Below are 18,830 nucleotides of genomic sequence, written 5' to 3' on the forward strand. Positions count from 1 at the left end.
ACCAACAAAAGTTGGATGTGATTCTTTTTGAAAAGTTTTGAATGCTTTTAAAACAAATGCTTATGACAAGCTAGAAGGGTCGGTCTCAGTGGCGGATTTGACCGCTTCTCGTGGTTTTTCGATGGATTTCAAAACGCTCTTGTCATCATGTGTACAAATACCTGTCGCCAATATTTACAACTGGCTCGCTAATAATTAAAGACCTATGGCCTTCCCTGAAAAGCGGTTGCAGCAATACTTTGCCCAATTGGCGAGCTGGTTTGGTTTAAGCCCATTCCTGCTGGTGGATATGCTCCCTAATCAGGTGCACCTTGATACAGGCCAACTGGCGCTGCTTCGCTGAGTGTCTCAACTGAAAAACGCGGCCAAGGCCGCGTTTTTTTACAGTAAGTCCTGAGGATCGCGGTCGAGGCTCCAGCGGCAGCGCTTGGCTTCGGGCAGCAGGTCGATAGCGGGCAAAATGGCTTCCAGCGCCTGTTGCAAGCCCTGGCGCTGCTCGGCCTGAAACATCAACTGGCGTCTGTGTTTGCCAGCCTTTCTGTCCATGGGCGCGGGCAGGGGACCTATGACCTCAAAGCCTTTGTCCCTTGGCAACATGGCGGCAATGGCGGCCAAAAAGGCCTCGGCATCTTCGGCCCTGTGGGCTTCGGCGCGGGCGAGCACCATGTGCCAGGCGGGCGGCAGTGCCGCCTGTTTGCGTTCACTCAGTTGATTGCGGGCAAATTCGCCGTAGCCCTTGTGCATCAGTTCCCTGAGAATGAGGTTGTCGCTCTGATGGGTTTGCAGCAGCACTGTGCCGGGTTTGGCAGCACGGCCAGCGCGGCCCGCCACCTGGGTATACAGCTGCCCGAATCGCTCGGGTGCCCTGAAATCGGCGCTGAACAGGGCACCGTCCACATCCAGCAGCCCCACCAGAGTCACATCCGGAAAGTGATGGCCCTTGGCCAGCATCTGGGTGCCTACCAGAATCTTATAATCGCCGCGGTGAATGGCCTTTAAGTGGTTTTCCAGCGAGCCCTTGAGGCGGGTAGTGTCACGGTCGATGCGTACCACCGGGTATTTGGGAAACTCTTCTTTTAATACTTGCTCGAGCTGCTCTGTACCTATGCCCTGGCCCATCAACATGGTAGAGCCACAATTGTGACACTGGCGTGGAATGGCGTATTGGTTGCCGCAGTGATGGCAGCGGATTTCGCCAAGCTTTTGATGCACGGTAAAAAAGGCGTCGCAGCGATCGCACTCATGCAGATGGCCACATTCGTGGCACAGCAGCGCCGGGGCGAAGCCACGCCGGTTCAAAAACAGCAGTACCTGATTACCAGCGTCCAGATGCAGTCGCATTTCATTTAGCAGTGCCGCCGACATGCCAGCCTTCAGTGGTTGGTTGCGGATATCGATAATGCCCTGGCGTACCTTTTTGGCGTTACCGGCCCGCTCGCCCAGATGCAAATGGCGATAGCGGCCAGACAGGGCATTTTGCAGTGACTCCAGCGACGGCGTGGCCGAGCCAAGCAGTACCGGAATGTTCTCCAGATGACCGCGCATCACCGCCAGATCCCGGGCATGGTAGCCCACGCCTTCCTGCTGTTTAAAGGAACTGTCGTGCTCTTCATCGAGAATAATCACCCCGGGGAAGGCCATGGGGGTGAAGAGTGCCGAGCGGGTTCCAATGATGATGGCCGCTTCACCGCTGCGTCCGGCGCGCCAGGCATCGAGCCGCTGATTGTCGGTGAGGTTGGAGTGGATAACGGCCACTTCGACCTTGAAGCGGCGGCGAAAGCGATCGATGGTTTGCGGCGTCAGGCCAATTTCAGGTACCAGGATCAGCGCCTGTTTGCCTTCGCCCAGCACCTTTTCAAGCACGGCAAGATATACCTCTGTCTTGCCTGAGCCAGTTATCCCTTCCAGCAAGGTGGTGCTGTAGCCGCTGCTGCCGTTAATAGCTGCTACCGCAACGGCTTGTTCTTTATTTAGTTTGTGCGGAGCCTCGCCAAGTTCGAGTTGCTCGCGCCAGCCAAGATTTACCTCAACTGCCACCTCGTCGCGCTTCAGCCAGCCCTTGTCGTCCAAGCCTTTGAGGGCGGCCTTGCTGAGCTCCTGGGCATTGAATTCATCCATGCTCATGGGGGCGGCAAGCAGCATCTCGGCCAGTTTCTGCTGGGCGGGCGCCCTTTTCAGCGCCGGTAACCCGGCTTCCTGAGCCTTGTCGGTGAGACTTAACATGATCCGGCTTTTGGGGGAGGCGTCGGCACCTTTTCTCAGGGCAACCGGCAGAGCCTGGGTCAACATCTGCCCCTGGCTGCAGAAATAATACCTTGCGGCCCACAGCGTCAGTTTATAGAGTGGTTCGGGAAGGGCGGGTTCGGTATCAATAAGCTCAATAATATCTTTGAGTTGGTTCTCGGCCAGGGTGCAACTGTCGGTAACCGCAGTCACCAGCCCTATCAGTTGTTGCCTGCCAAAGGGCACCCGTACCCGCACACCGGGGCGAGGTGGTGGCAGGTCCGGCAAAAGCCGGTAGCTGTAGCTCCTGCGCATGGGAACGGGCAGGGCAACTTCAACAAACTGTGGCATAATCAGGTACATCTGGCTTGAGTTGTCCCTAGTGTAACGGCAGCGTCGAGACTCAGCCAGCCGTAATCCAGAGCAGGAATAATAATGACAAGAACCCTTATCCTTGCCTTGCTGCTGCTTGGCGGCCTGTCGCCGTCGGCCGAGGCACGCTTATCCCATGTCAGCATTAATAAAAGCCAGTTTACCCTGGGCGAATATCCCCGTTTGAGAGTGAATATCGTCTCTGAGCGCAGCGACGTCTCCAGGCTGGAGTTTGTGGTGCGTCAGGGCAATGGCGAAGAGAAGCTTATGGTTGAGCCGCTGAACAACTTTATGTTGCTGCTGACCGGCGTCGACAATGTGACCGACCCCGGCGCCGAGCTGGTGGTGCGTGAATATGTGGTCAATCAATGGCGTGAATACAAGGTGATCCCGCTGTTTGGCGGCGCGCCGCGGCTGGCACAGAGTACCCCGAAAGCGCCGGTTAAGGCCTCGGCTGTGCTTGGCAGCAGTGCCGTACCTGCGGCCAAATTTGCCGCTCCGGCAGAGGAAGTGACCGCCCCGGTGCTGCAGATTGCCAGTGGCGATGGCAGCTGTCTGGTGGACTACCAAAGCGGTGAGACCCTGTGGCGCATTGCCAGCCGTTATGCGCCTCGCTGGAACACCAATGTGTACGGCACCATGCTGGCGCTGTTTGATGCCAATCCCAAGGCATTTCATCGTGGAAAAATCAGTGGATTGAAGCAGGGCGCAAAGCTCGAATGCCCTTCTCCGGCGCTGCTTTCACGCTATCCGGATACCAGAGAGGCCAAGCAGGCATTTGAGGCGCGGGAACAGGAGTAAGCCCCGCCGCAGGCGCCTATAATCTGCTTGTCAGAGTTGGCGATATCCTGTACCATTCTGCGCCCTAACATACTTGTTATTAACTGCATGTGGTGTCCGACTTCGGGTTGGAAGAGCGACATGGCCTTTACTTTGAGGTAATCCCGATGAAACCAGGTATCCATCCTGAATACGCCCAGATCACTGCCACCTGTACTTGTGGTAACGTTATCAAAATCAACTCTACTGTAGGTAAAGACCTGCACCTGGACGTGTGTGGTGCTTGTCACCCATTCTACACCGGCACCCAGAAAGTAGTTGATACCGGCGGTCGTATCGACAAGTTCAACAAGCGTTTCGGTATGCTTGGCAAGAAGTAATTGCAACAGCAATGAATTCCTTAAAGAGGGCACCCCGCGGGGTGCCCTCTTTGCTTTTGGGGATTTTCCAGCCTCAACTGCCTTCAGCCATGGCTGCCGGATCAGGCAAATGTATCTTTTTTCATGAGGTCAGAGCAGTTGCAGGTCAAAGGCCTGTTTTGGCATCTTTTGCAGGCGTCACGGCGAGATTTGCCGCAATTGGAATTAAATTTGGTAATTTTGCTACAACAGCTGCACTAAAACCGAACTGCAGTGCCGTTTTATTGAGTTAATTAAGTATTAAAACAACAAAGTTAACTACAGGTTTTGGGAATGTTTTATTGAGTTAACTTGCAAAAATGACCCTTTGGCATCGCTGGCGTTGGCAAGGCGGTGAAATTTGTTGAAGTTCGGTTTCAAAGGTCAGGTAATTCGCGTAATCTTAACGACTTCAGCGAGGGGCTGTCGGCCCGAATACACCTTAAGGCTCTCGCACAGAAACTTCAAACTACAAAACGTCGTTCAGGATTAGAAAATGGCAGACCTTCGTCAACAAGCACTCGATTATCACGAATTTCCTGTACCTGGAAAAATGGCCGTGTGTCTCACCAAACCGGCCCAGACCAGTATGGACCTGGCGCTGGCGTACAGCCCGGGTGTGGCTGAGCCTGTGCGTGAAATTGCTTCCAATCCTGCCGATGCCTATCGTTTCACCGCCAAGGGCAACACGGTTGCGGTTATTTCCAACGGTACTGCGATTCTGGGACTGGGCAACCTGGGGCCTTTGGCCTCCAAGCCGGTGATGGAAGGTAAGGCGCTGCTGTTCAAGCACTTCGCCAATATTGATGCCACCGACATCCAGGTAAAACACCGCACCACCGAAGAGTTTATCAACACGGTTGAAGCCATTGCCGATACTTTTGGCGGTATTAACCTTGAAGACATCAAGGCGCCAGAGTGTTTCGAAATCGAGCGTGAACTGATTGAGCGCTGCGCCATTCCCGTGTTCCACGACGATCAGCACGGCACCGCCATCGTGACCGCAGCCGGCATGATCAACGCGCTGGAAATTCAGGGCAAATCCATCGAGAAAGCCGTATTCGTGTGTATGGGCGCCGGCGCTGCTGCTATCGCCTGTATGACCATGCTGGTGAAGTGTGGTGCTCAGCGTGAAAATGTATACATGCTGGATCGCAAGGGCATTATCCATACTCGTCGTGAAGATCTGAACGAATACAAAGCCTTGTTCGCCAACAACACCGACAAGCGTACCCTGCAGGATGTGATCAGGGGCGCCGATGTGTTCCTGGGTCTGTCTGGTCCTGATGTACTGAGCGCTGATGACGTGCTGCTGATGGCCGATAATCCGGTGATCTTTGCCTGCTCCAACCCGGATCCTGAAATCAAGCCGGAACTGGCCCACGAAATCCGTAAAGACATCATCATGGGCACCGGCCGCAGCGATTACCCCAACCAGGTAAACAATGTGCTGTGCTTCCCGTTTATCTTCCGTGGTGCATTGGACGTTCGCGCTTCACGCATCAACGATGAGATGAAAATCGCCGCCGTTCACGCTATCGCCGAACTGGCGAAGGAGCCTGTACCTGAAGCCGTGGTGGCAGCGTATCCCAACGTGACCAGCCTGAGCTTTGGCGCCGATTATGTGCTGCCCAAGCCAATGGACCCACGTTTGCTGCCACGGGTTGCCCGCGCGGTAGCTCAGGCCGCCATCGATTCCGGTGTGGCCGCAGTGGAGTCACTGCCAGAGAACTATCTTGCCTGATACATTTACATCGATGGCATGACGATAAAAGGCAACCCTTGTGGTTGCCTTTTGTTATTCAGTACCTGATAATTTTTAACAATTTGCTTGGGCTCCCCAGGGATCCTGCCGGAAAATAATAACGACAATCAGGACGACCTTTCTCCATGCAACTCACACGCATGCTGACCAAAAAACTCATCAGCTTCTGGATGATGTCGCTGGCGGCAGTTGCCTTTGTCTTTTTGCTCAGCGCCCTGATGAGCTTCGTGCAGCTTACCTACCGTTTTCAGCAGCAAAAAGTGGGTGAGCTGGAAACCATGCTCATCAATCACTACCAAAATGAAAGCACCTGGGAGCTGGACTCCTGGCTGCCTCCTATGCTGCTTGCCTACAACGCCATCAGTTTCCGTCTGACAGAAAACGATGAGTTGGTCTTTGAATATCAAGGCAATACCGGTTTTGAGCAGAAGGTGCTCTACGAGCGGGTGCTGAAAGATAACGAGGCGCTGAAGATGCGTCTTGAATTGCCCAGGCCATTTTCCAGCCACGAACTTGGCTGGCGTGAAATCATGATCCTGTTGGTGGGCATTGCCGCCGTTGGTGGCTTTGTCCGCTTTGGCTATTTATGGTTTTCGGCGGAGCTTGAAGGCATAGAAGCGCTGGCGCAGCGCAGTAAACTCATTCTCGATGGCAAGCTGGAACAGGCAGCCAAGACCCCGGGCAACGGCAAACCCAGACTGATTAACCGCGCCCTGACGCGGCTGCTGGCCGAGCTGGCGGACGCCCACAAGGAGCGCGCCAGATTCGATAAATTTATCCGCTCCAACACCTTCCTCGACCCCCAAACCCGCATAGGTAACCGGCTGTTTTTGCAAAACAGGCTCAATGCGCTTTCGGGGGATCACGGCATGATGGCCCCCGGGGTCTTGTATCTGCTGGAAATGGAAGATCTGGATATTCTGCAACAAGAGCTTGGCGATGAGCCGGTGCATGAGCTGCTGCACGGCACTATCAATGCCATCAATCTGGTGCTGCAAACCCAGGCCAACAGTATCTTTGCCCGTCGCTCCCATAATCAGCTGGCAATAGTGGTGCCGCAAATTTCCCTCGCCGAAGCCGATGCGCTGGCCGACAAGCTACTGAAAATCTGTCTGGCGCAGCCGCTGCCCAAGGTGGATGAGGCCGATAACTTTTTCCATCTTGGCGGCGCTTATTTTAAAGAAGGTGACGCGCCGGAGCAGTTGCTGGAAGAGGCCGATATGGCGCTCAGAGCGGCGCAGCTGCAGGGCACCAGCGGCTGGTTTATGTACGACAAAGGCGCGGTAGATCAAGAGTTTGCCAAGGGCTCGGTGCGCTGGCGCGCGTTTCTGGAAAACGCCCTTGTGCATCGGCAGTTTGTGGCCTTTGCCCAGCCGGTGTCCGAAGGTGATGGCACCCGTCATCATTATGAAATCTTTACCAGGGTAAAAGATCCCATGGGTAGTCTGGTGCGGGCGACCCTGTTTATTCCCATGGCAGTGAAATGCGGTTTGATGCCGCAAATCGAGCGTCAGGTGGTTGAGCGCACCCTGTTCGAGCTGATGATTGACCCCGCCGCGCAAAACCGCCACTACAGCATTAACCTGAGTCTGGACTCCCTCACCAGTCGTGCGTTTGTGCGCTGGCTGCAAACCACCCTGCTGGAATACCGCCATCTGGCTTCACGGCTGGTGTTCGAAGTGACCGAAGATGTGGTGATTAAGCACAGGGAAAAGCTCGAGCCGCGGCTCAATATGCTGCGCAAAATGGGCGCCAGGATCTGTGTTGATCATGTGGGTCAGCAGGTAGTGAGCACCCAGTACATTAAGGAACTGGGGTTCAATTTCATCAAACTGCATCGCTCTGTGGTACGTCAAATCGATTTAAGGCCAGAAAATCAGCTGTTTGTCCGCAGCTTGATAGGCAGCCTCTACCGCACCGAGGTGCGGGTATTTGCCGAAGGGGTAGGGTCGTTCGAAGAGTGGCAAACCCTGCAGATTTTGGGTGTAAGTGCTGGCCAGGGCAGTTATTTTGGCGATCCACAGCAGACTTGAGCCGCAAAAGTTACCAAAGACCTTGTGAAACACTGACTTGCGGCCTATCTTATGCTGTGTATTCACTGCATAATAACTATTAAAAATAAATAATTAGTTTAATAACGCCGCGCCCTTTTCCTGATTGGCTTTTTTCACCGGTGGCGGCACACGGCAACCCGCATAATCAACTGGACATGAGTGCAATGGGCCGATTCTCTTTTTTCAAAAAACAATCCGCGCTGCGAGACGTGGGGCTGTATCTCGCAGCCAACCAATGTTGGGTGATTGCCGCCGGCGATCCCGATGCCCCGGCGCTTGAGATCCCGCTCGATGGCGACAACTGGCAAGGCTTGCTGGCCGCCATTGTCAGCCATTTCGGTCCTGTCCGGCTGGCAGTAATATTGGGTGCGGGTCGTTACCAACTGCTGCTCACCGACAAGCCCAATGTGCCCGAATCCGACATGGCCGATGCCATCAAATGGTCCATCAAGGACATGGTTTCCGAGCCAGTGACGTCTTTGCAGGTCGATTACTTCGAACCGCCCCAATCCGGCAGCAACAAAATTACCGTCGTCAGTGTAACCAGAGGTGCTCTGGTGGATTTCGTTCGCGCTGTGGATGAGGCCAAATGCGAAGTGGCAGGTATTGGTATCGAAGAGCTGGTCACAGCGCGCCTGTTTCCCGCCGAAACCCAGGCGCGGATGGTGGTCAGCCACGTGCCCGGTAACGAGCTGCTGCTCACTGTCATCAAGGGCGGCGATCTGTGGATGCAGCGGCGGGTGCGGGGCTTCAGTGAGCTCAATCAGATTGCCGAGCAGGACCTTGCCTTTGGCGCTGCCGACAATCTCAGCCTTGAGCTGCAACGTTCCATGGATTACTTCGAAAGCCAGTTGCGTCAGCCGCCGGTGGCCAGTATCGAGATGCTGACCGAAGGCGCCTGTGCGGCCCTTGCTCGTTTGGTTGGAGGCAACTTCAATCAGCCGGTGTCGGCCATGTCAACGCTGCCCGTGGGTCACACCTTTGCCCGGCTCGCCTGTGATGAATTTATGGGGGCGCGCCCATGAGCAAAACCCATATTAACCTCTACGACGAAACTCTGTTGCCACCCAGGCAGCGGCTAAGTTTTGAGCGGCTGAAATTGGCGGTGTCGCTGCTGTTGGCTGTGATGGTCGTGGCCTTTGGCGCCCTGTATTGGCAACTGCAATCTGAGCGCAGCCAATTGGCACAGGCGCGGCAGACAGAGCAGCAACTTAATTCTGAAAAACAGCAGCTTGAGCAGCAAATTGCCAATCACAAGCCCGACGATGCCCTGGTGGCCGAGGTGACTGAACTGCAGGATGCGCTCGAGCTTAAGCGTTTGTTGCTGGGCGAAATTGGCAAACAGCAGCGCTTTACCAGTGAGGGTTATGCGGCCCTGCTAACGGATCTGGCCCGCAGCGCCGATGGCAGTGTTTGGCTGGGGCGGATTGTGGTGGATCAGGGTGACCTCAGGTTTGAAGGCTTTGCCAAAGACCCCAAAAGTGTCCCCCTGTGGGTGGAGCGTTTGAAGGAAACCAGCACCTTGCAGGGCAAGCAGTTTGCCACCATGACCATGGCCCGAGAGCCGGACGAGCCCCTTGGCTTTGTGCTCACAAGCGGTGCGCTCAAGGAGGTGAAGCCATGAGCCGATTGGACGCCCTTGGTGAGCGCTATCAGGCGCTCACCTCCCGCGAGCGCGGCATTATCTTCTGGGCCAGCTTGCTTGGGCTGTTGTTGCTGCTGTCGATGCCAATTGAAAGCCTGTGGAAGGAGCATCAACAAACCCGCCAGCGGCTGGATGACGTAAACCGCAATAACCGGCTGGCCGGACAGCAAATCAGCCTGTATCAGGAGCGGCTGGCACAGGATCCGAACCGGGATCATCTGCAGCGTAAAACTTTGCTGCTGACCGAGCACGCCAAGCTGGATAAAGCGCTGGATGACGAAATGGTCGACATGGTGCCTGCCCGTCGTATGCCAGAGGTGCTGTCGAAAATGCTCGATGGCGCCAGCGGCCTGAAGCTCACGGCCTTCGAATCCATTGCCCCTGTGCCTTTACTGGAAGTGGGTGAAACCAAAAAGCTGAATCTTTTCTCCCACGGCATAGCGCTGACCCTCGAAGGGGATTTTTTTGCGGTGCTTAAGTTTGTGCAGGCGGTGGAAAACATGGAGCACAAGCTTTATTGGAAGCGGCTTGATTACCGGGTTGGGGCTTATCCCAAGGCCGAAGTGCAGCTGGTGCTGCATACCTTAAGCATTAACGAGGACTTTATCCGTGTGGCGAATCATTAGTTTGCTGTGCCTGCTGCCGGGCCTGGCGCTTGGCGCCGAAGGGCTTAAAGATCCCACCATGCCTGGGAATTTCCGTGGGCAATCGACGGCCGCCGCCTCCGGTGGCAGTCAGCTGAAAAGCATTATCACCTCCGCCAGCGGCAACTACGCCGTGGTGGGTGACAGGGTGCTTTCCGTTGGAGACAGCATTGGCAGTGCGCGCATTGTGGCTATCGGCAGTGATTCCATCAAACTGTCGGATGGCAAAACACTCAAGCTGTTTCAGGCAATTACAGAGAGATAATCGACATGGCTAACCTTGGTATCAAATACCTTACTCCCGTGCTGACACTGTGCCTGATGGCCTGCCAGACCACCGACAGACCTGTGCCGGTGGAGTCCAAGGCGGCGCTTAATGACGTGGTGGCAGCCAAACCCGAACCTGCCATGCCACCGGCCAAGATGCCTGATTCGGTTTCCCGTGAATTGAGTGGTCAGTCGCAGGTGTTCGCCCCGGCCTTGCCACCTGAACGCCGCTTTGATGTGGCTGCCAATAACGTCGACGCGCGGGTATTTTTCCCGAGTCTGGTGAAGGGCACCCCGTTCAGCATGGCGGTGCACCCCGATGTGCAGGGGTCTATCTCGTTATCACTCAAGGGCGTGACCCTGAGTGAAGCCCTGCAGGTGGTGGAAGACCTCTACGGCTATGAAGTCAGCCACGAAGGCAAGGTGCTCAGGGTCTTCCCCTCTGGCATGCGTACCGAAACCTTCCCGCTTAACTACCTCTACATGGAGCGTCAGGGGATATCTCTGACCTCGGTGACCTCGGGCCGTATTTCCGACAACAACACCAACAATGGCAGCAACAACGGCAATAACAACAATAACGGTAACAACAGCGGCTTCGGCAATAACGGCAACAACAATGGTGGCGTGAGCAACGGTAGTAATGGCAACAACACCAACGGCACCTTTATCCAGTCGCGCACCAAGACCGATTTCTGGGGCGAATTGAAAGAAACCCTGGAGTCGCTGATTGGCGGCACCGGCAATGGCCGCCATGTGGTGGTGACACCCCAGGCCGGATTGGTCACAGTTCGTGCGCTGCCCAACGAATTACGACAGGTGCGGGAGTTTATTGCGACCGCCGAAACCCATTTGCAACGTCAGGTGATTTTGGAAGCCAAGGTGCTGGAAGTGACCCTCTCTGATGGTTATCAGCAGGGGATCCAGTGGACTGAAATCGCTGGCAGTGCCTTTGCCGACGGCAATACCAAGATTAAATTTGGCACCAGCGGCGGCACCTTCACCGATCAAATTACAGGTGTGCTGGGCGGCGTGACTTCTTTGTCGGTTACAGGTGCTGACTTTGGCGCCATGATCACCCTGCTCGATACTCAGGGCGATGTGGATGTGCTGTCGAGCCCGCGCGTTACCGCTTCCAACAACCAAAAGGCGGTGATTAAAGTCGGTAAAGACGAATACTTCGTCACTGAAGTGTCGTCCACCACTGTGGCTGGCACGACGCCGGTAACCAACCCCGAAGTGGAGCTGACGCCCTTCTTCTCGGGCATTGCGCTGGATGTGACCCCACAAATCGACGGCGAAGGTAATGTGCTGCTGCACGTGCATCCGTCGGTGATTGAAGTGAAAGAGCAAACCAAGCAAATCAAAATCAGCGACAGTAGCCTCGAGTTGCCGCTGGCTCAAAGTGAAATCCGCGAGTCAGATACCGTGATTAAAGCCACTTCCGGCGATGTGGTGGTGATTGGCGGCCTTATGAAGAGTGAGAACCTGGAGCTGGTTTCCAAGGTGCCGCTGCTGGGTGACATTCCGCTGCTGGGCGAGGCCTTTACCAACCGCAGCAAGTCGACCCGCAAGACAGAACTGGTGATCCTGCTCAAGCCCACAGTGGTGGTCAGCGGCACCTGGCAGAAGGAACTGCAGCGCTCCAAGCAGTTGCTGGACCGCTGGTATCCAGAGGAAAACTAAGGTGTATTTGCAGCACTTCGGCTTGCGGGAGGCGCCTTTTGCGCTGACACCCAATACCGGCTTCTTTTTTGCGTTGGCGCCCCATGTGGAGGCGCTGCAAGTGCTGCAAACCGCATTGCAAACAGGTGAAGGTTTTATCAAGGTTACCGGTGAAGTGGGCACCGGCAAAACGCTGATTTTACGTAAGCTCATCAACGAATTACCGGCGCCGCTGCGCTGTGCCTACCTGCCAAACCCCTGCCTGTCCCCGGACGAGCTGCGCTGGGCTCTGGCGCTGGAGTTGGGGCTTAAGTACTCCGCCAATATCGACCAGCAGCAGCTGACCTGCCTTATTCAGCAGCAGTTGCTGGCGCTCTCAGCCCATGGTCACAGTGTGGTGCTGGTGTTGGACGAGGCTCAGGCGCTGCCGGATGCCAGTCTGGAGACCTTGCGACTCTTCACCAATCTCGAAACTGAAAGCCGCAAATTGCTGCAGGTGGTGCTGTTTGGTCAGCCCGAGCTGGATGAACGTCTGGCCGAGCCCCATTTGCGCCAGCTGCGTCAGCGTATCACCTTCAGTTATCGGCTGCGGCCGCTCGACAAACAGGAAACTCAGGCCTATCTGGCGCATCGACTGCGGGTGGCCGGTTACAGTGGTGAGTCCCTTTTCGACCGCGCTGCCGTGGCCGCACTTGCCCGTGCTTCCCGGGGGATCCCAAGACTTATTAATATCTTGGCCCATAAAGCCCTGATGCTGGGTTATGGCGAAGGAGTGCTACATATAGGGCGGCGTCAGCTTAAGGTCGCCATTGCCGACACCGACGATGCCAGCCGCACTGTGCTGCCCCACTGGCTGCCGTTTGTCACCCTGGCCAGCGTTGCCTGTGTGGCCGCGTTGGGCGTTTGGTGGCGCGGAGGTGGGCTGTGAGCGTTATCAATCAAATGCTCAAGGACCTAGATAAGCGTCAGCAGGGGCATGGGGTGCAGCAATTGCCCAATGCCGTGGCGGTGATGCCTGCCAACAAGGCCTCAGGCTCAGTGATTTGGTTGGGTGTGGCGCTGCTGGTGCTGATTCTGCTCGCTGTCTACGCAGTTATGGTGTGGCAACAAACAGGTTCTGCAACGCAAATGCCGCAGCTTGTCAGCAATCAGGAGCCAGCGGTGGCCGTGGCGGCCACGGGATCTGAAAGTCCTGCTCTGGCGGCACAACGCGAAACCGCCGCGCTCGAATCGCCAGCGGCCGCAAATACCGATAAAGCTAACGACGACAATCAGGTGCTGCAAGCACAGCGACAAGCAAAGGTAGTTAAGCAGTCTGAGCCAGAAGCTGAGCAGCCGTCGTTGCAAACCAGCTCGCCTTCCCACTTGTTGGTGGCGCCCGCAAGCCACTCAGCGAAGCTGCCGGCAGCTTCATCAAGCGAGCCACTGTCGGCCGATAACTCAGCTTCAGGCGCTGTCAGTCCGGCGCCAATCGAAGCGGCTTCCTCTGCTACGAAACCAGAGCAGCAGGCGGGCGCCGTGCATGCGGGCGCCGTGCATACGGGCAACATGCACGCGGGCGCTGTGCAGATGGGCGCTATGGAAGTCACCGAAGTGCGCTTATCTGCCGCCGAGCAGGCCGACAGGGCCATGCAAAAGGCGCGCGCCGCCCAAAACGCCGGCAAGCTCAATGAGGCCGCGGCTTTGTATGGTGAAGCCCTGGCGCTGGAGCCTGCCCGTCATCAGGCCCGCAGGCAGTTGGCGGCGCTGCGTTATGGTCAGGGGCGGGTGGCTGAAGCCATTCAGGTGCTTGAGGCAGGGCGTAGCCGTTTCCCCGATGAGTATTCGTTTGCGCTTTTGCTTGCCAGGCTGTGGCGAGAACAGGGCGACGAGCAACGGGCACTGACCGCACTTGCGGACATTGCCGACAGCTCGCCCCTTGCCAGCGACAAATGGCAGCTGACCGCCGATATTGCCAGGGAGCAGGAAAACTATCCGCTTGCCGAGCAGGCTTACAGGCAGCTACTGACCGCTGGCAGCGGACCTGCGACCTGGTGGTTGGGGCTTGCCTATGCCCAGGATGCGCAGGGAAATTTTGCTGAGGCCGGTGACAATTACCGCCGGGCACTCAGGGGGCGGGAGCTGTCAGCCGACGCCCGCAGCTTCGTTCAAAACAGATTAATGCAGTTGGGAGAGCGCCAATGAAACCTAAACTCAAGATGCGCCTGGGCGACCTCTTGGTATCCGAGCAGATCATTGGTGAAGATCAGTTGATGGCCGCCCTAGGCGAGCAAAAGAAGACCGGCCGTAAGCTGGGCCATACCCTGATTGACCTGGGTTACATTACCGAAGACCAACTGCTTAAGTTCTTGTCTCAGCAGCTGAATATTCCCTTTATCGATATCAGTCGCCGTCCGGTGCCGCCGCCGGTGGTTAATTTGCTGCCCGAAGTGCAGGCTCGCCGTTACCGTGCGTTGGTGATTGAAGATAAGGGCGATGCTGTGGTGGTCGCCATGAGCGATCCGGCCGATTTGCAGGCGCTGGACAACCTGGAAGTGATGCTGGCGCCCAAGCGTCTGGAACTGGCGGTGGCGCCGGAAGCCCAGCTGATGCAGGCCTTTGATAACCTGTATCGTCGCACCGAGCAAATCGCCCAGATGGCCGGGCAGCTCGAAGAAGAATACGCCGCCGACGAAGCCTTTGATTTGGCAGCGCTGACCGCCGGTGACAGCGACAGCGAAACCACTGTGGTGAAGCTGCTGCAGTCCATTTTTGAAGACGCGGTTCAGATGCGCGCCTCGGATATTCACATTGAGCCAGGTGATAAGTCGCTGCGCATCCGGCAGCGGGTCGACGGTCATTTGCAGGAAACTATCCTGAATGAAGTGACTATTGCTGCGGCACTGGTGCTGCGCCTCAAGCTGATGGCCGGGCTTGATATTTCAGAAAAACGTCTGCCCCAGGATGGCCGTTTCCATATGGAAATCAAGGGCCATAAAATCGATGTGCGTATCTCCACCATGCCGATTTATCACGGCGAATCTGTGGTAATGCGTCTGTTGGATCAATCGGCGGGCCTGCTGACCCTCAATGAGACCGGGATGCCGCAAAACATCCTTGAGCGGGTTCGCAAACAAATCAAACGCCCCCACGGCATGCTGCTGGTGACCGGGCCGACCGGTAGCGGTAAAACCACCACTCTGTATGGCATTTTGAGTGAGCTTAACACCGCCGACAGAAAAATCATCACGGTAGAAGACCCGGTGGAATATCAGCTGCCGCGGATTAACCAGGTGCAGGTTAACCATAAGATTGGCCTCGACTTTTCCAACGTGCTGCGCACCACATTGCGTCAGGACCCTGACATTATCATGGTGGGTGAGATGCGTGACCACGAAACAGTGGAAATTGGTCTTCGTGGGGCGCTGACCGGTCACTTTGTGCTGTCAACCCTGCACACCAACGATGCGGTAACCTCGGCGCTGCGTTTGCTGGATATGGGGGCGGCCAGCTATCTGGTGGCCAGTGCTCTGCGGGTGATTATTGCCCAGCGCCTGGTGCGCCGGGTATGCCAGAACTGCGCGGTGGATTATCAGCTGACCCCTCAGGATAAAGCCTGGCTCACCACAGTGGGTAAGGATGTGGATTTTGCCTCGGCGCGTTTTCGGATTGGTACAGGTTGCCAGAGCTGCAACGGCACAGGTTACCGTGGCCGTATCGGTATTTTTGAGCTGCTGGAGCTCGATGATGCCATGGTCGATGCCATGCGCACCGGTAATCCCCAGGACTTCGCCCGTGCGGCCCACGCCAGTCCGAATTTCACCCCACTGACTGTGTCGGCGCTCAGCTATCTTCAGCAGGGCATGACCACCATTGAAGAGGTCGCCAAGCTGGTGGAAGATATGAGCGATTCGCCGTTGCCGCTCTCGGAAGAGCTGGCGCAATTTGACGGCGCGGGAGTCTGACCATGCCTGTGTATCAGTATCGGGGGCGGAATGCCCAGGGGCAGCAAGTGACGGGGCAGCTGGATGCGGCCTCGGAAAATGCTGCCGCCGATCAATTGATGCAGCGCGCCGTGATCCCGCTGGAGCTGACAGAAGCTGCAGCCACCTCGGCCGGAATTGATATTGCCTCACTGTTTCGTCGCAAGGTGAGTCTGGATGAGCTGCAGATTTTCACGCGCCAGATGTACTCGCTTACCCGCTCTGGCATTCCCATTCTGCGGGCCATTGCCGGCCTCAGCGAGACCACCCATTCCCAACAAATGAAAGAGGCGCTGGACGATATCTCGGTGCAGCTCACCGCCGGTCGGCCACTGTCATCGGCGATGAATCATCACCCAGAAGTGTTCGATGCCCTGTTTGTATCCATGGTTCACGTGGGGGAAAACACAGGTAAGCTGGAAGATGTGTTCCTGCAGCTGTCCGGCTATCTGGAGCGGGAGCAGGAAACCCGTCGCCGCATCAAGTCGGCCATGCGTTATCCCATTTTCGTGCTGATTGCCATCGCCATTGCCATGGTGATCCTGAACATCATGGTCATCCCCAAGTTCGCCGACATGTTCTCGCGCTTTGGCGCCGAGCTGCCCTGGGCGACCAAGCTGCTGATTGCCACCTCCAACTTTTTCGTCAACTACTGGTGGCTACTGGCGCTGATTGTGGTGGGGACAATAGGCGGCGTCAGTTACTGGCACCGTACCCCGCAGGGCGAGAAGAAATGGGATAAATGGAAGCTGCACCTGCCAGCCGTGGGCTCCATCATCGAACGCTCAACCCTGTCGCGCTATTGCCGCAGTTTCGCGATGATGATGGGCGCAGGTGTGCCCATGACCCAGGCGCTGAGTCTGGTGGCCGATGCAGTGGATAACGCCTTTATGCACGACAAAATTGTTGCCATGCGCCGTGGTATCGAGTCTGGGGAGTCCATGCTCAGGGTGTCTAATCACAGTCAGCTGTTTACCCCTCTGGTGCTGCAAATGGTGGCGGTGGGCGAGGAGACCGGCCAGCTGGAGCAGCTGCTTAACGATGCCGCCGACTTTTACGAAGGTGAGGTGGACTATGACCTTAAAAACCTCACTGCCAAGCTTGAACCCATACTGATTGGCATAGTGGCGGGCATAGTATTGGTGCTGGCGCTGGGTATCTACCTGCCAATGTGGGACATGCTCAATGTGGTCAAGGGGGGCTGATGCAGCCGCAGCGCGAGGTCGAAGGTGAGTTAATTGGTACGTACCGCCAACTGTTGGCGGTGATAGTGCTGATGCTGCTGCTCGCCATCGTGGGCCTGCGTTATTTTGGCAGCCTGGATTCCATGGCATCCCATGGCATGACGCTGGAGCAAAGCCGTTGGTTGAACATAGTGTCGATGGCACGCTCTAAATGGTTGGGGCAGGGGCGCGGCGATACGCTCAAGCTTGAGTGGGAAATGCTCGGCCGTGAGAAGCCGGCAGATCCTGTGTTGGTCGCCATGAGCAGTAACGGCTGGCCGCAGCCGCAAACCGAAACCGCCGAGGGCTGTTTGCAGTTGTGGCAACAGTTGCTTGGGAATGATGGCAAACAGCTGGTGGATGTAGGCTTCGATTATCAGGCTCGAGCCTGTGACTATTTTGGTGAGGCTGGCAGTCAATTAACCTACACCTTGGACACCGGAAAAGTGACCTTAGTCACTCAGACTAATTAGCTGTTATATATAGGACTTTTCAAGATGATTTTAGCTGCTACAATGGGGAAATGGACTATTGGGGGCACCTATGAAGGCTAAACAGCAGGGATTTTCACTGATTGAGCTGGTGATAGTGATTGTTATCCTCGGACTCCTGGCGGCCACCGCCATTCCGAGATTTTTAAATATCACCGACGAAGCCGAAGCGGCCAGCGTGGATGCCGTGAGTGGCGGCCTGGTGACGGCGGTCAGTTTTGTGCGTGCCCAATGGGAAATCGATGGCCGTAACAATAGCTACGTACTGCTCGATGGTACCCAGATTGGTCTGGATAAGCGTTTCGGTTATCCCACCGGCGACAGTAATTTTTCTGCCACCGAGATGACCGATACTACCTGCCAGCAGGTATTTAACCTGATCCTGCAAAGCACGCCACGTAACGTGCTCTACACTCAGGATGCCCGCAAGCAAAGATACACGGTACGGGCAATTGGCGGCGCCGGTGGCAGTACCAATGATTTAAACGGACAAACCGTGAATGGTTTGGATCTGTGCGTCTACCATCAGGTGTCTTCTTTGACGCTGGATCCCAATACCGGGATTGCCAATCCGGCTCCGGACCTGACCACCCCGGGTGCCTCCGGCATCACTTATAACCCGGGTACCGGCAAGGTTCTCAGTTTTACCAACCCCTGATCATCAGGATCTTCAGTTCTACTTAAAGGTAAATTGTCATGAAAAAACAACAAGGTTTTACCCTGATTGAGTTGGTGGTGGTAATCATCATCCTCGGTATTCTGGCCGTGACGGCAGCACCTAAGTTTATCAACCTGCAGTCGGATGCAAGAGAATCAGCACTCCAAGGCTTGAAGGGCGCCATACAAGGTGCAAACAGTCTGTTGTATTCTAAAGCTGCGCTGGCTGGCAAAGAAAGCAAAGCAACCGAGACTATCGATATTGCTGGGACGTCAGCAACAACTGACGATGTCGCAATCGTTTACGGTTATATGGCACCAACCTTGGCAGCCTTTGAAGCTGGTATGGACATTAAGTTAGATGCAGGCAGTTCACCGACAGCCGCTGGTACAGATGAGTGGGTATTCTTGGCTGGAACGCCTGCAAACGGTGCAACCATTTGGCAGCGCGGTGCTCCGGCAGATGTTGCCTCCCCAGCAGCAGCGTGCAAGCTTGAATACGTTCAAGCGGCGCAAGGTGGAACGCCAACCATTACGGTAACTACCACTGGTTGCTGACAGTATTGATAAAAAAGGCCCGCTTAGCGGGCCTTTTTACTTTAACGGCAAATACTTGGGCGCTGTGCATTTGCCTTGTGGCCCAAGTTGTTGGAAACTTGAAGGACTGACACCAGGCCGGTGGAC

18 protein-coding genes are annotated in these 18,830 nt (G+C 55.9%); 17 read left to right on the plus strand and 1 reads right to left on the minus strand.

Annotated features, from left to right (window positions below; translation table 11 throughout):
- Positions 1 to 205: 205 nt before the first annotated feature.
- Positions 206 to 343 (plus strand): hypothetical protein, encoded by a 138-nt coding sequence (locus tag MJ923_RS00550; protein ID WP_240589450.1) that lies wholly within the window; start codon positions 206 to 208, stop codon positions 341 to 343.
- Positions 344 to 381: 38 nt separating this feature from the next.
- On the opposite strand, the gene priA is transcribed toward MJ923_RS00550, so the two are convergent.
- Positions 382 to 2,574 (minus strand): primosomal protein N', encoded by a 2,193-nt coding sequence (gene priA, locus MJ923_RS00555; RefSeq protein ID WP_240590217.1) that lies wholly within the window; start codon positions 2,572 to 2,574, stop codon positions 382 to 384.
- A gap of 84 nt (positions 2,575 to 2,658) precedes the next feature.
- On the opposite strand from priA, the gene MJ923_RS00560 reads away from it, so the two are divergent.
- The 16 genes from MJ923_RS00560 (at position 2,659) to MJ923_RS00635 (ending at position 18,704) form a co-directional block, all read left to right on the plus strand.
- Complete coding sequence (locus MJ923_RS00560; RefSeq protein ID WP_240589451.1) at positions 2,659 to 3,396, plus strand: FimV/HubP family polar landmark protein; 738 nt, start codon at positions 2,659 to 2,661, stop codon at positions 3,394 to 3,396.
- 146 nt (positions 3,397 to 3,542) lie between these two features.
- Positions 3,543 to 3,755 (plus strand): 50S ribosomal protein L31, encoded by a 213-nt coding sequence (gene rpmE / locus MJ923_RS00565; RefSeq protein ID WP_011758567.1) that lies wholly within the window; start codon positions 3,543 to 3,545, stop codon positions 3,753 to 3,755.
- Between the two features lie 514 nt (positions 3,756 to 4,269).
- The gene (locus tag MJ923_RS00570) at positions 4,270 to 5,517 is read left to right on the plus strand and encodes a malic enzyme-like NAD(P)-binding protein (RefSeq protein WP_240589452.1); all 1,248 of its coding nucleotides are present in this window, start codon (positions 4,270 to 4,272) and stop codon (positions 5,515 to 5,517) included.
- Positions 5,518 to 5,663: 146 nt separating this feature from the next.
- Positions 5,664 to 7,571 (plus strand): RNase E specificity factor CsrD, encoded by a 1,908-nt coding sequence (gene csrD / locus MJ923_RS00575; RefSeq protein ID WP_240589453.1) that lies wholly within the window; start codon positions 5,664 to 5,666, stop codon positions 7,569 to 7,571.
- 185 nt (positions 7,572 to 7,756) lie between these two features.
- Positions 7,757 to 8,617, plus strand: coding sequence for an MSHA biogenesis protein MshI (locus tag MJ923_RS00580; RefSeq protein WP_240589454.1), 861 nt, complete (start codon positions 7,757 to 7,759; stop codon positions 8,615 to 8,617).
- Entirely contained in the window at positions 8,614 to 9,216 is a 603-nt protein-coding gene (locus MJ923_RS00585; protein WP_240589455.1) for a PilN domain-containing protein, read from the plus strand. The genes MJ923_RS00580 and MJ923_RS00585 overlap by 4 nt, the downstream gene beginning before the upstream one ends.
- Positions 9,213 to 9,863, plus strand: a complete 651-nt coding sequence (locus MJ923_RS00590) for an MSHA biogenesis protein MshJ (protein ID WP_240589456.1) — start codon at positions 9,213 to 9,215, stop codon at positions 9,861 to 9,863. The genes MJ923_RS00585 and MJ923_RS00590 overlap by 4 nt, the downstream gene beginning before the upstream one ends.
- On the plus strand, positions 9,847 to 10,146 hold the full coding sequence (locus MJ923_RS00595) for an MSHA biogenesis protein MshK (RefSeq protein ID WP_126169307.1): 300 nt from the start codon (positions 9,847 to 9,849) through the stop codon (positions 10,144 to 10,146). Before MJ923_RS00590 ends, MJ923_RS00595 begins: the two co-directional genes overlap by 17 nt.
- A 5-nt stretch (positions 10,147 to 10,151) precedes the next feature.
- A complete protein-coding gene (gene mshL / locus MJ923_RS00600) occupies positions 10,152 to 11,834 on the plus strand; it encodes a pilus (MSHA type) biogenesis protein MshL (RefSeq protein WP_240589457.1) in 1,683 nt (560 codons plus the stop codon).
- 1 nt (position 11,835) lies between these two features.
- On the plus strand, positions 11,836 to 12,741 hold the full coding sequence (locus tag MJ923_RS00605; RefSeq protein ID WP_240589458.1) for an ExeA family protein: 906 nt from the start codon (positions 11,836 to 11,838) through the stop codon (positions 12,739 to 12,741).
- Positions 12,738 to 13,997: a tetratricopeptide repeat protein gene (locus tag MJ923_RS20820; RefSeq protein ID WP_240589459.1), complete on the plus strand. Its 1,260-nt coding sequence runs from the start codon at positions 12,738 to 12,740 to the stop codon at positions 13,995 to 13,997. Before MJ923_RS00605 ends, MJ923_RS20820 begins: the two co-directional genes overlap by 4 nt.
- A complete protein-coding gene (locus tag MJ923_RS00615; protein ID WP_240589460.1) occupies positions 13,994 to 15,757 on the plus strand; it encodes a GspE/PulE family protein in 1,764 nt (587 codons plus the stop codon). Before MJ923_RS20820 ends, MJ923_RS00615 begins: the two co-directional genes overlap by 4 nt.
- A gap of 2 nt (positions 15,758 to 15,759) precedes the next feature.
- Positions 15,760 to 16,980, plus strand: coding sequence for a type II secretion system F family protein (locus MJ923_RS00620; RefSeq protein ID WP_240589461.1), 1,221 nt, complete (start codon positions 15,760 to 15,762; stop codon positions 16,978 to 16,980).
- Positions 16,980 to 17,471 carry a hypothetical protein gene (locus MJ923_RS00625; RefSeq protein ID WP_240589462.1) on the plus strand — a complete coding sequence of 164 codons (492 nt, stop codon included), beginning with the start codon at positions 16,980 to 16,982 and terminating at the stop codon, positions 17,469 to 17,471. Before MJ923_RS00620 ends, MJ923_RS00625 begins: the two co-directional genes overlap by 1 nt.
- Before the next feature lie 70 nt (positions 17,472 to 17,541).
- A complete protein-coding gene (locus tag MJ923_RS00630) occupies positions 17,542 to 18,147 on the plus strand; it encodes a pilin (RefSeq protein WP_126169314.1) in 606 nt (201 codons plus the stop codon).
- Between the two features lie 38 nt (positions 18,148 to 18,185).
- Positions 18,186 to 18,704, plus strand: a complete 519-nt coding sequence (locus MJ923_RS00635) for a type II secretion system protein (RefSeq protein WP_240589463.1) — start codon at positions 18,186 to 18,188, stop codon at positions 18,702 to 18,704.
- Positions 18,705 to 18,830: the final 126 nt, after the last annotated feature.

Origin of the sequence: Shewanella zhuhaiensis, assembly GCF_022484835.1 — a bacterium.
Taxonomy (GTDB): domain Bacteria; phylum Pseudomonadota; class Gammaproteobacteria; order Enterobacterales; family Shewanellaceae; genus Shewanella; species Shewanella khirikhana.

What these genes read in the sequence shown, in the direction of transcription:
- MJ923_RS00625 (WP_240589462.1), top strand. Translation starts at nt 16,980, where the DNA reads ATGCAGCCGCAGCGCGAGGTCGAAGGTGAGTTAATTGGTACGTACCGC.
- MJ923_RS00550 (WP_240589450.1), top strand. Translation starts at nt 206, where the DNA reads ATGGCCTTCCCTGAAAAGCGGTTGCAGCAATACTTTGCCCAATTGGCG.
- MJ923_RS00585 (WP_240589455.1), top strand. Translation starts at nt 8,614, where the DNA reads ATGAGCAAAACCCATATTAACCTCTACGACGAAACTCTGTTGCCACCC.
- mshL (WP_240589457.1), top strand. Translation starts at nt 10,152, where the DNA reads ATGGCTAACCTTGGTATCAAATACCTTACTCCCGTGCTGACACTGTGC.
- MJ923_RS00630 (WP_126169314.1), top strand. Translation starts at nt 17,542, where the DNA reads ATGAAGGCTAAACAGCAGGGATTTTCACTGATTGAGCTGGTGATAGTG.
- MJ923_RS00635 (WP_240589463.1), top strand. Translation starts at nt 18,186, where the DNA reads ATGAAAAAACAACAAGGTTTTACCCTGATTGAGTTGGTGGTGGTAATC.
- MJ923_RS00570 (WP_240589452.1), top strand. Translation starts at nt 4,270, where the DNA reads ATGGCAGACCTTCGTCAACAAGCACTCGATTATCACGAATTTCCTGTA.
- MJ923_RS00615 (WP_240589460.1), top strand. Translation starts at nt 13,994, where the DNA reads ATGAAACCTAAACTCAAGATGCGCCTGGGCGACCTCTTGGTATCCGAG.
- MJ923_RS00560 (WP_240589451.1), top strand. Translation starts at nt 2,659, where the DNA reads ATGACAAGAACCCTTATCCTTGCCTTGCTGCTGCTTGGCGGCCTGTCG.
- MJ923_RS00590 (WP_240589456.1), top strand. Translation starts at nt 9,213, where the DNA reads ATGAGCCGATTGGACGCCCTTGGTGAGCGCTATCAGGCGCTCACCTCC.
- MJ923_RS00580 (WP_240589454.1), top strand. Translation starts at nt 7,757, where the DNA reads ATGGGCCGATTCTCTTTTTTCAAAAAACAATCCGCGCTGCGAGACGTG.
- MJ923_RS00620 (WP_240589461.1), top strand. Translation starts at nt 15,760, where the DNA reads ATGCCTGTGTATCAGTATCGGGGGCGGAATGCCCAGGGGCAGCAAGTG.
- rpmE (WP_011758567.1), top strand. Translation starts at nt 3,543, where the DNA reads ATGAAACCAGGTATCCATCCTGAATACGCCCAGATCACTGCCACCTGT.
- csrD (WP_240589453.1), top strand. Translation starts at nt 5,664, where the DNA reads ATGCAACTCACACGCATGCTGACCAAAAAACTCATCAGCTTCTGGATG.
- priA (WP_240590217.1), bottom strand. Translation starts at nt 2,574, where the DNA reads ATGCCACAGTTTGTTGAAGTTGCCCTGCCCGTTCCCATGCGCAGGAGC.